The sequence below is a fragment of the Streptomyces globisporus C-1027 genome (genome assembly GCF_000261345.2).
GTDB classification, from domain to species: Bacteria; Actinomycetota; Actinomycetes; order Streptomycetales; family Streptomycetaceae; genus Streptomyces; species Streptomyces pakalii.
Genome location: NZ_CP013738.1, coordinates 1,426,935 through 1,446,041, shown reverse-complemented (window position 1 = coordinate 1,446,041; position 19,107 = coordinate 1,426,935). Strand labels below are relative to the sequence as shown.

17 protein-coding genes are annotated in these 19,107 nt (G+C 71.9%); 9 read left to right on the top strand and 8 right to left on the bottom strand.

All coding sequences use genetic code 11. From position 1 onward, the window contains the following. Positions 1-9 precede the first annotated feature (9 nt). Positions 10-1,284 (bottom strand): exo-beta-N-acetylmuramidase NamZ family protein, encoded by a 1,275-nt coding sequence (locus WQO_RS06260; RefSeq protein ID WP_029181970.1) that lies wholly within the window; start codon positions 1,282-1,284, stop codon positions 10-12. Between the two features lie 200 nt (positions 1,285-1,484). On the opposite strand from WQO_RS06260, the gene WQO_RS06255 reads away from it, so the two are divergent. From WQO_RS06255 to WQO_RS06240, 4 genes are all read left to right on the top strand, one after another. Beyond that, complete coding sequence (locus tag WQO_RS06255) at positions 1,485-2,258, top strand: SDR family oxidoreductase (RefSeq protein WP_010057062.1); 774 nt, start codon at positions 1,485-1,487, stop codon at positions 2,256-2,258. Further along, entirely contained in the window at positions 2,255-4,018 is a 1,764-nt protein-coding gene (locus tag WQO_RS06250) for an AMP-binding protein (protein ID WP_010057063.1), read from the top strand. The genes WQO_RS06255 and WQO_RS06250 overlap by 4 nt, the downstream gene beginning before the upstream one ends. 49 nt (positions 4,019-4,067) lie before the next feature. Continuing rightward, a complete protein-coding gene (locus WQO_RS06245) occupies positions 4,068-4,661 on the top strand; it encodes a TetR/AcrR family transcriptional regulator (RefSeq protein ID WP_010057064.1) in 594 nt (197 codons plus the stop codon). A gap of 305 nt (positions 4,662-4,966) precedes the next feature. Continuing rightward, positions 4,967-6,304, top strand: coding sequence for a M28 family metallopeptidase (locus WQO_RS06240; protein WP_010057065.1), 1,338 nt, complete (start codon positions 4,967-4,969; stop codon positions 6,302-6,304). A 75-nt stretch (positions 6,305-6,379) separates the two neighbouring features. On the opposite strand, the gene WQO_RS06235 is transcribed toward WQO_RS06240, so the two are convergent. Together WQO_RS06235 and WQO_RS06230 are read right to left on the bottom strand one after the other, a co-directional pair. Beyond that, complete coding sequence (locus WQO_RS06235; protein ID WP_010057066.1) at positions 6,380-7,594, bottom strand: acyl-CoA dehydrogenase family protein; 1,215 nt, start codon at positions 7,592-7,594, stop codon at positions 6,380-6,382. A 6-nt stretch (positions 7,595-7,600) separates the two neighbouring features. Further along, complete coding sequence (locus WQO_RS06230) at positions 7,601-8,623, bottom strand: phosphotransferase family protein (RefSeq protein WP_010057067.1); 1,023 nt, start codon at positions 8,621-8,623, stop codon at positions 7,601-7,603. Positions 8,624-8,766: 143 nt separating this feature from the next. Between WQO_RS06230 and WQO_RS06225 the strand changes: the two genes are divergently transcribed. Both WQO_RS06225 and WQO_RS06220 read left to right on the top strand, forming a co-directional pair. Further along, positions 8,767-10,059, top strand: coding sequence for a glucarate dehydratase family protein (locus tag WQO_RS06225; protein ID WP_058953888.1), 1,293 nt, complete (start codon positions 8,767-8,769; stop codon positions 10,057-10,059). Between the two features lie 64 nt (positions 10,060-10,123). Then, positions 10,124-11,059, top strand: a complete 936-nt coding sequence (locus tag WQO_RS06220) for an NADP-dependent oxidoreductase (RefSeq protein WP_010057070.1) — start codon at positions 10,124-10,126, stop codon at positions 11,057-11,059. Between the two features lie 90 nt (positions 11,060-11,149). On the opposite strand, the gene WQO_RS06215 is transcribed toward WQO_RS06220, so the two are convergent. From WQO_RS06215 to WQO_RS06205, 3 genes are read right to left on the bottom strand one after another with little or no spacing between them, the layout of a single operon-like run. Then, on the bottom strand, positions 11,150-11,464 hold the full coding sequence (locus WQO_RS06215) for a DUF202 domain-containing protein (protein ID WP_010057071.1): 315 nt from the start codon (positions 11,462-11,464) through the stop codon (positions 11,150-11,152). Beyond that, entirely contained in the window at positions 11,461-11,856 is a 396-nt protein-coding gene (locus WQO_RS06210) for a YidH family protein (protein WP_010057072.1), read from the bottom strand. Before WQO_RS06210 ends, WQO_RS06215 begins: the two co-directional genes overlap by 4 nt. A 38-nt stretch (positions 11,857-11,894) precedes the next feature. After that, a complete protein-coding gene (locus tag WQO_RS06205; protein ID WP_010057074.1) occupies positions 11,895-12,404 on the bottom strand; it encodes an NUDIX domain-containing protein in 510 nt (169 codons plus the stop codon). Positions 12,405-12,514: 110 nt separating this feature from the next. On the opposite strand from WQO_RS06205, the gene WQO_RS06200 reads away from it, so the two are divergent. After that, positions 12,515-14,173, top strand: coding sequence for an FAD-binding dehydrogenase (locus WQO_RS06200; RefSeq protein ID WP_010057075.1), 1,659 nt, complete (start codon positions 12,515-12,517; stop codon positions 14,171-14,173). Positions 14,174-14,311: 138 nt separating this feature from the next. On the opposite strand, the gene WQO_RS06195 is transcribed toward WQO_RS06200, so the two are convergent. Next, positions 14,312-14,737 (bottom strand): ASCH domain-containing protein, encoded by a 426-nt coding sequence (locus WQO_RS06195; RefSeq protein WP_010057076.1) that lies wholly within the window; start codon positions 14,735-14,737, stop codon positions 14,312-14,314. Between the two features lie 203 nt (positions 14,738-14,940). On the opposite strand from WQO_RS06195, the gene WQO_RS06190 reads away from it, so the two are divergent. Continuing rightward, positions 14,941-15,912 carry a hypothetical protein gene (locus WQO_RS06190; protein WP_010057077.1) on the top strand — a complete coding sequence of 324 codons (972 nt, stop codon included), beginning with the start codon at positions 14,941-14,943 and terminating at the stop codon, positions 15,910-15,912. A gap of 116 nt (positions 15,913-16,028) precedes the next feature. After that, entirely contained in the window at positions 16,029-17,600 is a 1,572-nt protein-coding gene (locus tag WQO_RS06185; RefSeq protein ID WP_029181972.1) for an APC family permease, read from the top strand. 109 nt (positions 17,601-17,709) lie between these two features. Here the strand turns inward: WQO_RS06185 and WQO_RS06180 are convergent, their stop codons facing one another. After that, positions 17,710-19,107 (bottom strand): GntP family permease, encoded by a 1,398-nt coding sequence (locus WQO_RS06180; RefSeq protein WP_010057079.1) that lies wholly within the window; start codon positions 19,105-19,107, stop codon positions 17,710-17,712.

The window sequence follows — 19,107 nt, the reverse complement described above, 5'->3', positions numbered from 1 at the left end:
GCCGGGAGGCTAGCCCCCGTACCGCAGATACCTCCGCCGCTTCGCCCGGAACGCCGACAGGTCCCGCTGCCACGCCCGTACCACCGCGTCCGTGTCCGCGCCCGCGTCGATCATCGTGCGGACCCGGGTGTTCCCGGTGAGCTTGTCGATCCAGTTGTCCGGCCGCCAGGCGAAGCCGCTCCAGGTCCGCTTCGCGGTCACCAGCAGGGCGATCCCGGTGCGGACCGGGTCGAAGACCTCCCGGTCCTGGACGTGGAGCTGGACCCCGCCCACCGTCCTGCCCTGGAACTTGGAGAACGTCGGCGCGAAGTACGCCTCCCGGAAGGCGACTCCCGGCAGCTCCAGCGCGTTCGCCGCGGCCGCCCAGCGGTGGTCGATGCCCTCCGCGCCGAGGAGCTCGAAGGGGCGCGTGGTGCCCCGGCCCTCGGAGAGGTTCGTCCCCTCGAAGAGGCAGGTCCCGGAGTAGACGAGAGCCGTCTCGGGCGTCGGCATGTTCGGGCTCGGCGGCACCCACGGCAGCCCGGTGTCCTCGAAGAAGTCCGAGCGCCGCCACCCCGACATCGTCACCACCTCGAGCCGCACCGGATTCTCGTGCAGGAACTCCGCGTTGAAGAACAGCGCCAGCTCCGCCACCGTCATTCCGTGCGCCTGGGCGATCTCCCGGCGGCCGACGAACGTGGCGAACGCCGGGTCCAGCACCGGGCCCAGCGCGGCCCGCCCGGTCACCGGGTTCGGCCGGTCCAGCACGACGAGCCGCTTGCCCGCGAGCGCCGCCGCCTCCATGCAGTCGTACAGCGTCCAGATGTACGTGTAGAAGCGCGCACCCGCGTCCTGGATGTCGAAGACGACCGTGTCCACGCCCGACGCGGTGAAGATGTCCGCGAGGTCCTGCCCGCTCTTGAGGTACGTGTCGTAGACCGGCAGCCCGGTCGCCGGGTCGTCGTAACGGCCCTCGGAGCCGCCCGCCTGCGCGGTGCCCCGGAACCCGTGCTCGGGGCCGAACACAGCGGTCAGGTTCACCCGCTCGTCCGGGTGCATCACATCGACGATGTGCCGGACGTCGGCGGCGATGCCGGTCGGGTTGGTGACGACCCCCACCTTCTGGCCCCGCAGCAGCCGGTAGCCGTCGGCCGCCAGCCGGTCGAAGCCGGTACGTACCTGGCCGCGCCCGTGCCCCGGGGAGCCTTCGGGGGCGGCGGAGGCGGTGCCGGTGCCGGCCGCCGTCGCCGCGAGCGCTCCCATCGCGCCTCCCGCGGCCAGCACACCACGTCGGGACAGGCTCATTCCGCTACCTCCATGATCGCGCCGACTGTCATGGCCACGCACGCTAGCGCGGGCCGGGGCCGCGCGGAACGACCTGGGCCGCGCCGATTCCCCGAGCCGCCCCCGTACGCCGCGCCGGTCCTTCCCCGGCCCCTCCCGACCCTTTCCCGATCACATACCGACCGGTTAGTCTGCCGGTGCAGCCGGATCGGAGAGGTGGGATGACGATGAGTACGGTGCAGGGCGCCGGCGTGGTGGTCACGGGGGCCGGAGGCGGCATCGGAGCCGCTCTGGCCCGCAGGTTCGCCGCCGGAGGGGCGCGGGTCGTCGTCAACGACCTCGACCTCGCGCGGATCGAACCGCTCGCGAAGGAGATCGGTGGCATCGCCGTCGCCGGGGACGCCTCGGGGATCGTGGACGCGGCCCGGGAGGCGCTGGACGGCACGGTCGACGTCTACTGCGCCAACGCGGGTCTGGCCTCGCCCGGTGACGCGTTCGCCGACGAGGAGGTCTGGGCCGCCGCCTGGGACGTCAATGTGATGGCCCACGTCCGCGCGGCCAGGGCCCTCCTGCCGGACTGGCTGCAGCGCGGCAGCGGGCGGTTCGTCACCACCGCGTCCGCCGCCGGGCTGCTGACGATGATCGGCGCCGCCCCCTACAGCGTCACCAAGCACGGGGCGGTGGCCTTCGCCGAGTGGCTCTCGCTCACCTACCGCCACCGCGGGATCAAGGTCCACGCGATCTGTCCGCAGGGCGTGCGCACCGACATGCTCACCGCCGCCGGATCGGCCGGCGAGCTGGTCCTCGCCCCGGGTGCCATCGAGCCGGACGCCGTAGCCGACGCCCTGTTCGAGGCGATGGACGCGGACCGCTTCCTGGTCCTGCCGCACCCCGAGGTGGCGGGCTATTACCAGGCGCGTGCCGCCGATCCCGACCGGTGGATGGGCAACATGAACAAGCTCCAGCAGAAGTGGGAGGAGGGGAGCGGAGCATGAGCGACCCCACCGACCCCACGTCCTCCGGCGCCCCGGCTCCCGGAGCCACGCCCTCCGGCGGCCCGCCGGCTCCCGGAGCCCCCGCGTCCTCCCCCACCACATCGATCTACGCCGCCCAGCCCTGGCTCGCCCTGCTCAGCGAGGCTCAGCGCGCCCCCGTAACCCCGCCCCCGACCGTGCTCCACGCCTGGCGGGCGGCCGTGGACCGGGCCCCGGACCACCCCGCCCTGGCCTACTTCGACGGCCGGCTCAGCTACCGCGAGACCGACGAGCTGTCCGACTCGGTTGCCGGGCACCTCGCCGCCCGGGGGCTGCGCCGCGGCGACCGGGTCGCGATCATGCTCCAGAACAGCCCGCACTTCGTCCTCGCGCTGCTCGGCGCGTGGAAGGCGGGGGCCACCGTCGTCCCGCTCAACCCGATGTACAAGGCGGGCGAGGTCGGCCATGTCCTCGCCGATGCCGGGGTCACCGCGCTGATCTGCTCGGACCGGGCGTGGGAGGCGTATCTCCGGGACACCGCGGCGGCCGCCCCCGACCTCCGTATCGCGCTGACCGCCTGCGAACTGGACCTCCAGAGCGTGAACGACCCGCGCGTCCTCGGCTTCGAGCGGCTCCCGGCCCCCGGCCCCGACGACCTCGCGGACGACCTGCTGACCGCCGCCCGCGCCGGGAACCCGGCCCCGGCCGACCGCGGTCTCACCGCCGAGGACGTGGCGCTGATCAGCTACACCTCCGGCACCAGCGGCACCCCCAAGGGCGCGATGAACGCCCACGGCAACATCATGGTCAATGCCGAACGCCAGCGCACCGGCCATCCGATCGCCGAGGGCTCCGCCTACTTCGCGCTCGCCTCGCTCTTCCACATCACCGGCATGGTCTGTGAGCTCTCCGCCTGCATCGCCAACGCCGGCACCCTCGTCCTGGCCTACCGCTTCGAGGCGGGCGTCGTCCTGGAGGCCTTCGCCGCCCACCGCCCCGCCTACACGGTCGGGCCCTCCACCGCCTTCATGGCGCTGGCCGCGCACCCGGACGCCACCCCGGACCACTTCGCCTCGTTCCGGGTGATCTCCTCCGGCGGCGCGCCCCTGCCGCCCGCGCTCGTGGAGAAGTTCCGCGCGGGCTTCGGCCCGTACATCCGCAACGGCTACGGGCTCACCGAGTGCACCGCCCCCTGCGCCTCGGTCCCGCCCGAGCGGGAGGCCCCCGTCGACCCGGTCTCCGGCACGCTCTCCGTCGGTGTCCCCGGGCCCGACACGGTCGTCCGGATCCTCGACGAGGAGGGGCGGGAGGTGTCCTTCGGGGAGCAGGGCGAGATCGCGGTGCGCGGCCCCCAGGTCGTCTCCGGCTACTGGAACCTCCCCGAGGCCACCGCCGCCGCCTTCCCGGACGGCGAGCTGCGCACCGGTGACATCGGGTTCATGGACGCGGCCGGCTGGCTGTACGTCGTCGACCGAAAGAAGGACATGATCAACGCCTCCGGATTCAAGGTGTGGCCCCGCGAGGTGGAGGACGTCCTCTACACCCACCCGGCGGTGCGGGAGGCGGCCGTCGTCGGCGTGCCCGACGCCTACCGGGGGGAGACGGTCCGGGCGTACGTGAGTCTGCGCCCGGGGGCATCGGTGGAACCCGGCGAGCTGGGCGCGTACTGCAAGGAACGGCTCGCCGCGTACAAGTATCCGCGCGAGGTGGAGATCCTGACCGAGCTGCCGAAGACGGCGAGTGGGAAGATCCTCAGGCGGGAACTGCGTTCCCCCCGTTAGAACAGCGTCCCAACAGCACACGCACAGTACGAAAGGAAGGTGGCGGCTCATGGCCAAGGCGACGGACCAGAACGGCACTCCCGTCCCCCAGAGGCTGCTGGCCGCCGCCACCCGGCTCTTCGCCGAGCGCGGGTACGACCGCACCTCGGTCCAGGAGATCGTCGAGGCGGCGGGCGTCACCAAGGGGGCGCTCTACCACTACTTCGGCTCCAAGGAGGACCTGCTCCAGGAGGTCTACGCCCGGGTGCTGCGGCTCCAGCAGGAGCGTCTGGACGCCTTCGCGGACGCCGAGGCCCCCGTCGAGCAGCGGCTGCGCGACGCGGCGGCCGACGTGGTGGTCACGACCATCGACAACCTGGACGACGCCGCGATCTTCTTCCGCTCCATGCACCACCTGAGCCCCGAGAAGAACAAGCAGGTACGCGTCGAGCGCCGCCGCTACCACGAGCGGTTCCGGGCCTTGATCGAGGAGGGGCAGAACAGCGGCGTGTTCTCCTCCGCCACCCCCGCCGACCTCGTCGTCGACTACCACTTCGGTTCGGTCCACCACCTCTCCACCTGGTACCGCCCGGACGGCCCGCTCAGCCGCCAGGAGGTCGCCGACCACCTCGCGGACCTGCTGCTGCGGGCCCTGCGCCCGTAGGGGCTCCCGTCCCGGGGTGATCCAGTGGCCCGCCCGGCCGGGCGGGGCGAATCTGGATGTATGAGGTATGTCCGGCCTCCTCCGGAGGCGCCAGCGTTCACGGGCCGAGGTCCGTTCGTTAATAGAACGGACCTGTCCGGTTTCCGCTCTTGACGGAGCACTGTCATTTCCCTGAGCATCGGTCACGCATTGCGCACCTCTGGGCCGCTTGTCCAGGCCCACGCTCCAGGACCCGGCCGGATCACCGCGCGGCCGGGGACCCCCCGCACGTTCCGTCAGTCCCCAACGGAATCCGGAGCCCGTGAATGAGACCGAACCGTTCCACCCTGCGCAGATCCCCGGCGGCCGTCGCCGCCGTAGCCCTCGCTGCCCTTCTCGCGACCGCCGCGCCCGGCGCGCAGGCCGCCGGAGCGCCGACGCCGGAGGCAGCCGCCGCGGCCGCCCCCGACATCCCCGTGGCCAACGTCAAGGCCCATCTCTCGCAGTTCTCGACGATCGCCGCGAACAACGGCGGCAACCGCGCCCACGGCCGCCCCGGCTACAAGGCGTCCGTCGACTATGTGAAGGCCAAGCTCGACGCGGCCGGATACACCACCACGCTCCAGCAGTTCACCTCCAACGGCGCCACCGGCTACAACCTGATAGCCGACTGGCCCGGCGGCGACCCGAACAAGGTCCTGATGGCCGGGGCCCACCTCGACTCGGTCTCCTCCGGCGCCGGGATCAACGACAACGGCTCCGGCTCGGCCGCCGTGCTGGAGACCGCGCTCGCCGTCTCCCGCGCCGGGTACCAGCCCGACAAGCATCTGCGGTTCGCCTGGTGGGGCGCGGAGGAGCTGGGCCTGATCGGCTCGAAGTACTACGTCAACAACCTGCCGTCCGCCGAGCGTTCCAAGCTCTCCGGCTATCTCAACTTCGACATGGTCGGCTCGCCCAACGCCGGCTACTTCGTCTACGACGACGACCCGGTCATCGAGAAGACCTTCAAGGACTACTTCGCGGGCCTGAACGTCCCCACCGAGATCGAGACCGAGGGCGACGGCCGCTCCGACCACGCCCCGTTCAAGAACGTCGGCGTCCCCGTCGGCGGCCTCTTCACCGGCGCGGGCTACACCAAGTCCGCCGCCCAGGCGCAGAAGTGGGGCGGTACGGCGGGCCAGGCCTTCGACCGCTGCTACCACTCGTCGTGCGACAACTTGAGCAACATCAACGACACGGCCCTCGACCGCAACAGCGACGCCGCCGCCCACGCCGTCTGGACCCTGTCCTCCGGCACCGGCGAACCGCCCACGGGCGAGGGCGTGTTCAGCAACACCACCGACGTCGCCATCCCGGACGCCGGAGCGGCGGTCACCTCGTCGGTCGCGGTCACCGGACGAACGGGCAACGCCCCGGCCGCACTTCAGGTCGGCGTCGACATCAAGCACACCTACCGCGGCGACCTCGTGGTGGACCTGCTCGCCCCGGACGGCAGCGCGTACCGGCTGAAGAACTCCAGCAGCGGCGACTCGGCCGACAACGTCATCACGACGTACACGGTCAACGCCTCCAGCGAGGTGGCCAACGGCTCCTGGAAGCTCCGCGTCCAGGACGTCGCCCGCCAGGACACCGGCTACATCGACAGCTGGAAGCTCACCTTCTGAGCCTGCTGTACACGCACGCGTGCGGCCGCGGCCCCCTCCCGACGAGCACCTCGGGAGGGGGCCGCACCGCGTCCGTCACACGTACCGCTTGATCTCCCGACGGGCCAGCGACCGCTGGTGCACCTCGTCCGGCCCGTCCGCCAGCCGCAGCGTCCGCGCCGAGGCCCACAGCTCCGCCAGCGGGAAGTCCTGGCTCACCCCGCCCGCGCCGTACAGCTGCACCGCGGAGTCCAGGATGTCCACCACCGCGCGCGGGGTGGCGATCTTGATGGCCTGGATCTCGGTGTGCGCGCCCTTGTTGCCCACGGTGTCCATCAGCCAGGCCGTCTTCAGCACCAGCAGCCGCAGCTGCTCCACCGTGACCCGGGCGTCCGCGATCCAGTTCTGCACGACGCCCTGCGCGGCCAGCGGCTTGCCGAACGCCGTACGCGCCACCGCCCGCCGGCACATCAGCTCGATGGCCCGCTCCGCCATCCCGATCAGCCGCATGCAGTGGTGGATCCGGCCCGGACCCAGCCGCGCCTGGGCGATGGCGAAGCCGCCGCCCTCCTCGCCGATCAGGTTCGCCGCGGGCACCCGTACGTCGTGGAAGACCACCTCGGCGTGGCCGCCGTGCGAGTGGTCCTCGTACCCGTACACCTGCATCGCGCGCCGCACCTCTACGCCCGGGGTGTCGCGGGGGACGAGGATCATCGACTGCTGGCGGCGGATGTCCTCGCCGTCCGGGTCGGTCTTGCCCATCACGATGAAGACCGCGCAGTCAGGGTTCATCGCCCCGGAGATGTACCACTTGCGCCCGTTGATGACGTAGTCATCGCCGTCCCGGATCATCCGCGTCTCGATGTTCGTCGCGTCCGACGACGCCACGTCCGGTTCCGTCATCGCGAATGCGGAGCGGATCTCCCCGGCGAGCAGCGGCTCCAGCCACTGCTTCTTCTGTGCCTCGGTGGCGAACTGGAACAGCACCTCCATGTTCCCGGTGTCCGGGGCGGCGCAGTTCGTCGCGGTCGGCGCGAGGTGCGGGGAGCGTCCGGTGATCTCCGCGAGCGGGGCGTACTGGAGGTTCGTCAGCCCGGCCCCGTACTCCGCGTCGGGCAGGAAGAGGTTCCACAGCCCCTGCCGCCTGGCCTCGGCCTTCAGCTCACCGACGACCGCCGGGGTGTCCCACGGCGAGGCGAGCCGCGCCCGCTGCTCCTCGGCGACCTGCTCGGCCGGATACACGTGCTCGTCCATGAACGTGAGCAGGCGGGAGCGCAGCTCCTCGGTACGGGCGTCGAATGCGAAGTCCATGGGGGTTCAGCCTTCCTGGAGGGTGGTGAGGCCGTGCGCGATGAAGACGGGGACCAGCTCGCCGATCCGGTCGAAGCCCGCGCCGACGGTCTGGCCGAGGGTGTAGCGGTAGTGGATGCCCTCCAGGATCACGGCGAGCTTGAACCAGGCGAACGCGGTGTACCAGGAGATGGCCGAGGTGTCCCGGCCCGAGCGGGCCGCGTAGCGCTCGATCAGCTCGGCGGGGGCGGGGTGCCCGGCCGCCCCGCTGGTGGTGGAGACGGGCGACTGCGGCAGACCGAGGTCGGAGCTGTACATCACGAGCAGCCCGAGGTCGGTCAGCGGGTCGCCGAGGGTGGACATCTCCCAGTCGAGGACGGCCTTGATCCGGTCGTCGGAGCCGATCAGGACGTTGTCCAGGCGGTAGTCGCCGTGGACGACGGTGGGCGCGGGGGAGGAGGGCAGCGCACGGCCGAGCGCCGCGTGCAGCTCGTCGATGCCCGCCAGGTCACGGTTGCGGGAGGCGTCCAACTGCTTGCCCCAGCGCCGCAGCTGCCGGTCCAGGAAGCCCTCGGGCCGCCCGAAGTCCCCGAGCCCGACCGCCTCCGGGTCCACGGCGTGCAGATCGACCAGGGTGTCGACGAGCCCGAGGACCGCCGCCCGGGTGCGCTCGGGGCCCAGCGGGGCGAGCTGCTCGGCGGTGCGGTACGGGGTGCCCTCGACGTACTCCATCACGTAGAACGGCGCGCCGATCACCGAGTCGTCCTCGCAGAGCAGCAGCGGCTCCGGCACGGGGACGGCGGTCGGGTGCAGACCGCTGATCACGCGGTGCTCACGCGCCATGTCGTGCGCGGTGGCCAGCACATGGCCGAGCGGCGGTCTGCGCACCACCCACTGTCCGGTCCCGTCGCCGACGACGTACGTCAGGTTCGAGCGGCCGCCCTCGATGAGCCGCGCTTCGAGGGGTCCGCTCACCAGCCCCGGTCGCTCGCGGTCGAGGTGGCCGCGCAGCAGCTCCGGATCGAGACCTGGTGGGGGGACTGGGCTCATGGTGCGTACCTCCGGGCGACTGCGGACGGGTCGGAACCATGATGCCGACCAGTCGGTATGTCGTCCAGTGCCCTTCGGGATCTGCCACTGCGGAAGTCGTCCGCACTCTGGTGGTGAAACGCATCTCTGAATATTGTTCACGTATGAATACAGCTTTGGTGATCGAAGACGTCCGGCTCACCCCGATCCTCGTATCCGATCCGCCCCTGCTGAACACGCAGGGAGTCCACCAGCCGTACACCCCGCGCCTGATCGTGGAGGTCGTCACCCGGGACGGGACGACCGGTGTGGGGGAGACGTACGGCGACGGCGCCTACCTGGAGCCCGCGCGTTCCCTCGCCGAGGCGCTTGCGGGCCGGGCGGTCACCGACCTGAACGGGCTGTTCGCCCTGGCCGACGAGGTGTGCGACGGGTCGCACGCCGCAGCCGACGACCGGGTGGACGCCGGAGGGCTGCGCGGGGTCAGGAACGCCGGGAAGATCCGGCTCTCGGTCGTCTCCGCCTTCGAGGTCGCCTGCCTGGACGCCCTCGGCAAGGCGCAGGGCCTGCCGGTGCACGCGCTGCTGGGCGGCAAGGTCCGCGACAGCGTCGAGTACAGCGCGTACCTCTTCTACCGCTGGGCCGCCCACCCGGTCTCCGGTGAGCGGGACGACTGGGGCGCTGCGCTCGACCCGGCCGGCGTGGTCGCCCAGGCCCGGCGCTTCGCCGACACCTACGGCTTCGGCTCGTTCAAGCTCAAGGGCGGCGTCTTCGAGCCCGACCGGGAGATCGCCGCGATCCGCGCCCTGGCCGAGGCGTTCCCCCGCCGCCCGCTGCGGCTGGACCCGAACGGTGCCTGGTCCGTGCCCACCTCGCTGTACGTCGCCGAGCAGCTGAAGGACGTCCTCGAATACCTGGAGGACCCCACCAGCGGCACCGAGGGCATGGCCGCCGTCTCGGCGGGCACCGACGTCCCGCTCGCCACCAACATGTGCGTCACCACCCTGGCCGAGGTCCCCGAGGCGTTCGCCCGCGACGCCGTGCAGATCGTCCTGAGCGACCACCACTACTGGGGCGGACTGCACCGCACCCGGGAACTGGCGGGCATCTGCCGCACGTTCGGCGTCGGACTCTCCATGCACTCCAACACCCACCTCGGCATCAGCCTCGCCGCGATGACCCACGTCGCCGCCACTGTGCCGGACCTCGCGTACGCCTGCGACAGCCACTACCCCTGGCAGACCGAGGACGTCATCACGGAGCGCCACACCTTCACCGGCGGCCGGCTGACGGTCTCCGACGCCCCCGGACTCGGCGTCGGACTGGACCGCGACCGCCTCGCCGCCCTGCACCGCCGCTGGCTGGCGGACGACGGCACCTACCGCGAGCGCGACGACGCGGCGGCGATGCGCGTGGCCGACCCGGACTGGACGACGCCGGAGGTCCCGCGCTGGTGAGGGCGGGGCCCACGGCCGTACCGCCTGAGTTGCGGCGACCCGGACCTGCGCGGAAGGTCGAGGGATGAAGGCGATCAGCTACAGCGCGTACGGCTCCGCCGACGTCATGGAGTACGGCGAGCGGCCCGACCCCAAGGTCGGCCCCGACAGCGTCCTGGTGAAGGTGCGGGCCGCAGCGGTCAACCCGGTCGACTGGAAGGCCCGCGAGGGCTACCTCCAAGGCGCCCTCGACGCCGTCTTCCCGGTGATCCCCGGCTGGGACGTCTCCGGGGTCGTCGTGCAACCGGGCGTCGCCGTCGACGAGTTCGCGGTGGGCGACGAGGTCATCGGCTACGTACGCGAGGACTTCCTCTCCCGCGGTACGTTCGCCGAGTACGTCGCCGCCCCCGTGCGCACTCTCGCCCGCAAGCCCCTGAGCCTGAGCTTCGAGGAGGCGGCGGGCCTGCCGCTGGCCGGGCTGACCGCGTACCAGGTGCTGCACCGCACCCTGAAGATCCGCGAGGGCGACACCGTCCTGGTCCACGCGGCGGCCGGGGGCGTGGGGTCGCTCGCCGTCCAGATCGCCCGGCACACCGGCTGCCGGGTCGTCGGCACCGCGAGCCCCCGCAACCACGAGCACCTGCGGAGCCTGGGCGCGGAGCCCGTGGAGTACGGCGAGGGCCTCGTCGAACGGCTGCGGGACCTGGTCCCCGAGGGCTTCGACGCCTCCTTCGACACGGTGGGCGGCGACGCGCTGAAAGCCTCCGCCGAGACCCTCGCCCCGGGCGGCCGGCTCGCCTCCATCGCGGACGACGAGGTCTTCTCCTACGGCGGCCGCTACGCCTTCGTGCGCCCCGACGCGGCGGACCTGGCCCAGGTCGCGGAGCTGGCCGAGCGGGGCATCGTCACCGTCCACGTGGACCGGGTGTTCCCGCTGGAGGAGGCCGCCGAGGCGTACCGGCTCAACCAGGAGGGGCGGACGCGCGGCAAGATCGTGGTCACGGTGGACTGGGACGCGTAGGCGCGCTGCCCGGCCGCCTGCAGAATCGGCCGGTTTCAGAACAGCATCGCCGCCGCCGCAGCCCGGCCGTCAGGTGTCGGGCGCCCGGCCTCAGAAGAGCATCGCCGCCGCGAACACCGCCAGCGCCACCGTGCACAGCGCCGCCGTCAGCGCCCCGCGCGGCGTGAACTGCTCGGGTCGCGCCACCCCCAGCACGCTCACCCGGCGGTGGGCGACCAGTAGGAACCCCAGCCAGGCCAGCGCGCTCAGTGCCACCGCGACCAGCGCGGCCGGGGTCGCCCCGCTGTGCAGCGCCTGCCGCCCCGCGAGGAGCGCGACCACCGTGGCGGTCAGCGTCGTCCGCCGCCAGGCCAGCCGCGTCCGCTCCGGCTGCAGCCCCGGATCCCGGTCCGCCGTCGCCGTCACACGCCCTCCCAGCCGAAGAGGACCACCACCACCATCGCCACGGCGACGACGGCGACCACCAGACTCAGCAGGGTCGGGAACCGGGACACCGGCAGGTCCTCGCCCCGCCGCATCGCCCGCTCGCACCGCACCCAGTGGTTGACCGCCCGCAGCGCGCAGAGCACCCCGGCGGCCAGCAGCCCGAGCGCGAGCCCGGCCCGGACACCCCACACCAGCTCGGGCAGGAACTGGTCGACGGCGAAACCCCCGCCGATCAGGGCCAGAGCCGTCCGGATCCAGGCGAGGAACGTCCGCTCGTTGGCCAGCGAGAACCGGTAGTCGGGGGTGTCCCCCTCCTCCCGGATCCGCTGCGGCGCGAACCACAGCCGTACACTCCGCGCGATCTTGTTCACACGGGGAACCCTAGGGGGTGTGCGTGGTACGGGCCCGGTCAGCCCGCCCGCAGCTCCCGCAGTCGCCGGTACGCCTCCAGCCCGTCCGGCACCCAGGGCCACTCGCCGAGCCGCCGCTCCAGCTCGGCGTCGTCCAGGAAGGCGTGCCAGGCGACCTCCTCCACCTGCGGCGAGACCGGCAGCTCGCACCGCACCTGATGGACGGCCGACCACCAGGTGTGCTCCCCGTCGGCGTAGAGGAACCGGAACAGCGGCTCGGGCCGCGGAAGCCCCGAGACGCCCAGCTCCTCCTCCGCCTCGCGCAGCGCCGCCTCCTCGTACGACTCGCCCGCACCGACGACCCCGCCGACGAACATGTCGTAGTGCGAGGGGAAGACGAGCTTCGAGGCCGTACGCCGGTGGACGAAGATCCGCCCCTCCGCGTCGCGCGCCTCGATGAACACGCAGCGGTGCCGCAGCCCCCGCGCGGTCGCCTCGCCGCGCGGGGCCTGGCCGATGACCTCGTCGTTCTCGTCGACGATGTCCAGAATCTCGTCAGAAGGCGTCATGCGTTTCATCCAACAGCAGCCGGACGGTTGACGTGGCAGCGGCCGGTATCCAAGATCTGACGCACGGGTAACTTGTCTCCCGGCCCGCCCTCCCCGACAGGATGGAACCCATGGCGTACGACGCTGATGTGATCGTGATTGGGGCGGGACTCGCCGGGCTCGTGGCCACCGCCGAACTGGTCGACGCCGGCCGTTCCGTGATCCTCCTCGACCAGGAGCCCGAGCAGTCCATCGGGGGCCAGGCGCACTGGTCCTTCGGCGGCCTCTTCCTCGTCGACTCGCCCGAGCAGCGTCGGCTGCGGATCAAGGACAGCCGGGCACTGGCCCTCCAGGACTGGTTCGGCACGGCGGGCTTCGACCGCGAGGAGGAGGACCGCTGGCCGAGGAAGTGGGCCGAGGCGTACGTCGACTTCGCCGCCGGTGAGAAGCGCTCCTGGCTGCACCAGCAGGGGCTGCGGATCTTCCCCGTCGTCGGCTGGGCCGAACGCGGCGGCTACGACGCGACCGGCCACGGCAACTCCGTCCCCCGCTTCCACATCACCTGGGGCACCGGACCCGGCGTCGTCGCGCCCTTCGAGCGTCGCGTGCGCGAGGGCGTCGCCAAGGGGCTCGTCCAGCTGCGGTTCCGCCACCGGGTCACCGGCCTCGCCCGCACGGCCGGGGCGCTGGACACGGTCACGGGCGAGATCCTGGAGCCGAGCGGGGCGGAGCGCGGCACCGCGAGCAGCCGGGAGGCCACCGACACCTTCGAGCTGAAGGCCCAGGCGGTGATCGTCACCTCCGGCGGCATCGGCGGCAACCACGACCTGGTCCGCGCCCAGTGGCCCGAGCGGCTCGGCACCCCGCCCGAGAAGATGCTCTCCGGCGTCCCCGCCCACGTCGACGGGCTGATGCTGGGCATCGCCGAGAAGGCGGGGGCGCACCACATCAACCGCGACCGGATGTGGCACTACACCGAGGGCATCGAGAACTGGAACCCGATCTGGTCCCGGCACGGCATCCGGATCCTGCCCGGCCCCTCGTCCCTCTGGCTCGACGCGCGCGGCAAGCGGCTGCCGGTCCCGCTCTTCCCCGGTTTCGACACGCTCGGCACCCTCGAACACATCATGGGATCGGGCCACGGCTACACCTGGTTCGTGCTCAACCAGCGGATCATCGGCAAGGAGTTCGCGCTCTCCGGCTCCGAGCAGAACCCGGACCTGACCGGCAAGTCCGTCCGCGACGTGATCGGCCGGGCCCGCGCGGACGTGCCCGCACCGGTGAAGGCGTTCATGGACAACGGCGCGGACTTCGTCGTGGAGAAGGACCTCGACGCCCTGGTCCGGGGGATGAACGCGGTGACGGGCGACGGCCTCATCGACGCGGCCGAGCTGCGCCGCGAGATCACCGCCCGGGACCGCGAGATCGCCAACCCGTTCACCAAGGACCTCCAGGTCACCGCGATCCACGGGGCCCGCGCCTACCTGGGCGACCGCCTCATCCGCACCGCGAAGCCGCACCGGATCCTGGACCCGGCGGCGGGCCCGCTGATCGCCGTCCGCCTCAACATCCTCACCCGCAAGTCCCTGGGCGGCCTGGAGACGGACCTGTCCTCCCGCGTCCTGACCGCCGAGGGCACCCCGCTCCCCGGCCTCTACGCGGCCGGCGAGGCGGCGGGCTTCGGCGGCGGCGGAGTCCACGGCTACCGCTCCCTGGAGGGCACGTTCCTGGGCGGCTGCATCTTCTCGGGCAGGGCGGCGGGCAGGGCGGCGGCGGAAGCGGTCGCCTGAGCGCCGCGGACGGGGCCCGCATTTCAAGCCCTCCGGCGATTGAGGAGCGGGGCCCGGGGCAGAGCCCCGGCGTTCACCCGGCCGAAGGCCCGCCTCGCTCTGCGGACGCCCCGAGCCCCGGACGACCCCTGCGCCCGGTCACCCCCACCGCTCCACCACCCGAAACCGCTCCGCGACGATCATCGTCCCGTCATCCACGGTGAACCCCGGATCCCCCAACGCCTCCCGCATCTCCTCGCTGTGCCAGAACCGCTCGTGCCCCGCCCGCCACTCCGCCACCGACGTGTACCCCTCCCCCTCGTCCAGCGCGTGCTGCAGATCGACGGCCCCCAGCGGCAGCACCCGTACCTCGGTCACCTCGACCACCGCCACCTCCCGGCCGTCCGAGTCGATCAGCGCGGAGCGTTCGCCCACCGGAGGCAACTCCTCCTGCTCCAGCTCGTACTCGCACAGCAGACCGGTGGTCGACACCTTCTCGCCGGACAGGACCGCCGCCACCAACCGGTCGCGCAACGGCCCGGGAAAGGCGAGGAGGAAGGGGGCGAGGGGTTCACGAGGCTCCATGCACGCAGTGTGTCAGGCGTCACCCCCGCCCCGCCCGCCCCGCCCGCACGCTGCGCCGATACCGCCGACGGTCGAGCAGATCCAGCCAACTGGCCGAGAAGCCGGAGCAGTTGCCGGACGGTGCCCCTTGACGTGGAGCATGACCTGCCGCTTTGCTGTGCGCGATCATCTGCTCGCACACCGCATCGAAAGAAGCCCGCGGCATGCCCCCGCCCCCGCCGCCCCTGGGTCGCTCCCGTCGTCGGGGCAGCCGCTCGGACCACGTCTTCGACCCGGCTCTCGACGACGGCGAACTCATCTCCGCACGAGGACAGTTCGTCCAGGGCAGATGGTCCGACGCGCGCACCCTGCTGGTGGCCACCGGGCGGGACTGGGACCGCCGCGGCCATCGCGTACTCGCTCTCGCCGAGACCCCGTCCGCCGAGGACTGGGCCGGTGACTGGCTGCTCGTCGAACCCGAGAGCGCCGACGCGGCCGTCCTCCTCGCCTGCGCCCGGGTCGTGCGCGCGCTGCGGCCCAAGGCCAGGGCGAACGAGGCCGCCCGTGCCCGGGAAGCCTGCCTGGCCGCCGCCCGCCGCACCCCCGAGGACCCCACGCCCTGGCTCGCGCTGCTCCTCCTGGACCGCGGCCGCGACGACGGTGCGGACGAGACCGGCAGGCTCTTCGAGGAGGTGCGCTCCCGCCACCCCGACCACCACCACGCCCACCATGTGATGACCGCGCTGCTGGCCGAGAGCAACCCGGAGAGCGGCCACGACCCCCTCCACGAGGTGTACGACTTCGCCGCCTGGGCCGCCGAACTGGCCCCCGCCGACTCCCCGCTGGCCGTACTCCCGGTCGTCGCCCACGCCGAGCGCTACCGCGTCCTGGTCGCCGCCGGCATCGAGCCCGACGACCCGGCGCGCTCCGAGCACTGGTCCGGCCGCCGGTCCCGCCAGGTGATGAAGGCCGCATTCGACTGGTGGCTGGAGTGGGAGCGCGACGACCACCCGCGCCACCGCCTCGACCTGAACTTCCTGGCCCACGCCAAGGTCTGCGAGGGCCGGCCCGCCGAGGCCGCGGCCCTCTTCCACCGCATCGGCTCCTACGCCACCCCCGCGCCCTGGTCGTACTCCGGCCACGAGCCCCACGCGGCGTTCACGGCCGCGCGCACATACGCACTCGGCACCCCGTGAAGCATGCAACACGGCACGCAACACAGCCACCGGCACAGCACGCAGCACAGCACGGAATGCAGCACGAAGGGCACCACCCCACCACCAGGAACAACGAGAAGGGGACCCATCCCGCCATGTCGACCGGCAGTTCATTTTCCAGCGAGACCGGCACCACCAGGGGGACGGCCGATACCGGCGGGATCAACACCTACAAGGGCGAGGAACGCGCCCTGCGCGCGAACCGGCTCGGCACCCCCGGCCTCCTGCTGTCGGTGGTGGCGGCCAGCGCCCCGCTGATGGTGGTCGCCGGTGTGATGCCGACGGTCTTCGGCGTGATGGGCATCGTCGGCCAGCCGCTGCTCTACATCATCCTGGGCGCCGTCCTGATGCTGTTCAGCGTCGGTTACGCGGAGATGAGCCGGCACGTCCACAACGCCGGGGCGTTCTACGCGTACATCGCCCGGGGGCTCGGCCCGACGGCCGGCGCGGGGGCCTCGCTCGTGGCGCTGGTGGCGTACAGCGCGATGCAGGTCGGCATCTACGGGATCCTCGGCTTCGAGGTCTCCGGCATCTTCGCCACGTACCTCGACATCGAGCTGGCCTGGTGGATACCTGCCCTGGTCTCGGCGGCCGTCGTCGGCGTCCTCGGCTGGCTGAAGATCGACCTCAACGCCAAGGTGCTCGGCGTCCTGCTGGTCATCGAGTGCGCCCTCGTGGTGATCTTCGACATCGCCGCCGTGAGCAAGCCCGGCCCCGAGGGCCTGTCGCTGCACGCCTTCAACCCCGAGACCCTCACCGGCGCCGGGCTCGGCACCGCGCTCTGCTTCTGCATCGCCGCGTTCGTCGGCTTCGAGCAGGCCCCCGTGTACGCGGAGGAGACCAGCCGCCCGCAGATCGTGGTCTCCCGGGTGATGTTCCTCGCGGTGGGCTACGCCGCGCTGTTCCTGGCCATCAGCTCCTGGGCCCTGACCGTGGCCGCCGGACCCGGCTCCATCGCCGACACCTCCCTCAAGGAGGGCCCCGGCATGCTGTTCGGCCTCACCGAGGAGCGGCTCGGCTCCACCTTCACCGACGTGCTGCACATCCTCTTCGTCACCGGGATGTTCGCGGCGCTCCTCAGCTTCCACAACGTCGTGGCCCGCTACGCGTTCGCGATGGGCCGCGAGGGGCTGCTGCCCGCCGGCTTCGGCCGCACCAACCGGGCGAGCGGCGCTCCCGGCACCGGTTCGCTGCTCCAGTCCGCCGTCTCCGTCGTGATCATCGCGGCGTTCGCGTTCACCGACGACAACCCGGTCGGCGATCCCACCGCCCCCGTCCTGCGGCTGTTCACCTGGATGGGCAACGTCGGCGCGCTCGGCGTCATCCTGCTGATGGCCGCAGCCTCCTTCGCCGTCATCGCCTTCTTCGTCAAGCGCGGCGCCGGCCGCGCGCAGGCCCCGCGCCTGGTCGCCTCCGCCCTCGCCGGACTCGCGCTCCTGGCGATCGCCGTCTTCACCGTCCGCGACTTCGACGTCCTCGTCGGCTCCGGCCCCGGCTCGGCCCTCAACTGGCTGCTGCCCGGCGTGATCATCCTCGCCCTCGCCGGCGGCCTGGTGTACGGGGCGGTGCTGCGCAAGGCCAAGCCCGAGGTGCATGCTCGGATCGGCCTCGGCAACGAGGCGTTCCAGCTGGAGAAGGCGGCCGAGAGCGAGGCGTCCCGCCGCTGACACACCCCCGTACGCGCGACGTGAGCACGCGCGACGTACGTACGCGAAGACGCCCGCCCCGGTGACGTACCGGGGCGGGCGTCCGTCGTTCATCGCCGTACGGAACCGGCTACAGCAACAGCGACAGCAGCAGGATGAAGGCCATGGCGACCACGGAGATGATCGTCTCCATCACCGACCAGGTCTTGATCGTCTGGCCGACGTTCATGCCGAAGTACTCCTTCACCAGCCAGAACCCGGCGTCGTTCACATGGCTGAAGAAGAGCGAACCGGCGCCGACGGCCAGCACCAGCAGAGCCGCGTGCGAGGTCGACATGTCGGCGGCCAGCGGGGCGACCAGACCGGCGGCCGAGATGGTCGCGACCGTGGCCGAGCCGGTGGCGAGGCGGATCGCGACCGCGATCAGCCAGCCCAGCAGCAGGGCGGGGATCGACCAGTTCTCGGAGAAGTCCAGGATCATCTGGCCCACCCCGGCGTCGATCAGCGTCTGCTTGAAGCCGCCGCCCGCGCCGACGATGAGCAGGATCCCGGCGATCGGGGCGAGGGACTTCTCCACGGTGCCGGCGATCCGGTCCTTGGTGAACCCGGCGGCCCGGCCGAGCGTGAACATCCCGACCAGGACGGCCGCGAGCAGGGCGATCAGCGGCGAACCGATGACCATGGTGACCTTCTGGAGGCCGTTCTCCGGGTTGTCGACCACGATCTCGACGAGCGCGTTCAGCAGCATCAGGACGACCGGCAGCAGGATCGTCGCCAGGGTGGCGCCGAAGCTCGGACGGCGCTCCAGCTCCTCGGAGGGGCGCTGCGGGATCATGTTCTCCGGCGGCTTGATGTCCACCCAGCGCGCGGCGTAACGGGAGAAGACCGGACCGGCGATGATCACCGTCGGGATGGCCACCAGCACACCGAGCGCCAGCGTCACACCGAGGTTGGCGTCCAGGGCGTCGATCGCGACCAGCGGGCCGGGGTGCGGCGGGATCAGCCCGTGCATCACCGAGAGCCCGGCGAGCGCGGGGATGCCGATCCGCATCAGGGAGTAGTTGCCGCGCTTGGCGACGAGCAGCACGACCGGGATCATCAGCACGATCCCGACCTCGAAGAACAGCGGCAGCCCGATGATCGAGGCGATGAGGACCATCGCCCAGGGCATGGCCCGGCCACTGGCCTTCGCCAGGATGGTGTCGACGACCTGGTCGGCCCCGCCGGAGTCGGCGAGCAGCTTGCCGAGGATCGCGCCGAGCGCGATCAGGACGCCCACGCCCGAGACCGTGGAGCCGAGGCCCGCGGTGAAGCTGAGAATCGTGTCGCCCGGGGCGGCTCCGGCGAAGGAGCCGAGCGCCAGCGAACCGATGGTCAGCGCCAGGAACGCGTGCATCTTGAGCTTGGTGATGAGGAGAACGATGACGGCTATACCCGCCAGGACGGCGATGCCCAACTGAGCGTTGCCTGCCGAGGTGATCGGTTCGGCGGCGTCCGCTGCCAGCATCTCGACGCTGAGACTGGTCAC

Coding starts and splice junctions, on each gene's coding strand:
- WQO_RS06260 (WP_029181970.1), bottom strand. CDS start 1,284: ATGAGCCTGTCCCGACGTGGTGTGCTGGCCGCGGGAGGCGCGATGGGA.
- WQO_RS06255 (WP_010057062.1), top strand. CDS start 1,485: ATGACGATGAGTACGGTGCAGGGCGCCGGCGTGGTGGTCACGGGGGCC.
- WQO_RS06250 (WP_010057063.1), top strand. CDS start 2,255: ATGAGCGACCCCACCGACCCCACGTCCTCCGGCGCCCCGGCTCCCGGA.
- WQO_RS06245 (WP_010057064.1), top strand. CDS start 4,068: ATGGCCAAGGCGACGGACCAGAACGGCACTCCCGTCCCCCAGAGGCTG.
- WQO_RS06240 (WP_010057065.1), top strand. CDS start 4,967: ATGAGACCGAACCGTTCCACCCTGCGCAGATCCCCGGCGGCCGTCGCC.
- WQO_RS06235 (WP_010057066.1), bottom strand. CDS start 7,594: ATGGACTTCGCATTCGACGCCCGTACCGAGGAGCTGCGCTCCCGCCTG.
- WQO_RS06230 (WP_010057067.1), bottom strand. CDS start 8,623: ATGAGCCCAGTCCCCCCACCAGGTCTCGATCCGGAGCTGCTGCGCGGC.
- WQO_RS06225 (WP_058953888.1), top strand. CDS start 8,767: ATGAATACAGCTTTGGTGATCGAAGACGTCCGGCTCACCCCGATCCTC.
- WQO_RS06220 (WP_010057070.1), top strand. CDS start 10,124: ATGAAGGCGATCAGCTACAGCGCGTACGGCTCCGCCGACGTCATGGAG.
- WQO_RS06205 (WP_010057074.1), bottom strand. CDS start 12,404: ATGACGCCTTCTGACGAGATTCTGGACATCGTCGACGAGAACGACGAG.
- WQO_RS06200 (WP_010057075.1), top strand. CDS start 12,515: ATGGCGTACGACGCTGATGTGATCGTGATTGGGGCGGGACTCGCCGGG.
- WQO_RS06195 (WP_010057076.1), bottom strand. CDS start 14,737: ATGGAGCCTCGTGAACCCCTCGCCCCCTTCCTCCTCGCCTTTCCCGGG.
- WQO_RS06190 (WP_010057077.1), top strand. CDS start 14,941: ATGCCCCCGCCCCCGCCGCCCCTGGGTCGCTCCCGTCGTCGGGGCAGC.
- WQO_RS06185 (WP_029181972.1), top strand. CDS start 16,029: ATGTCGACCGGCAGTTCATTTTCCAGCGAGACCGGCACCACCAGGGGG.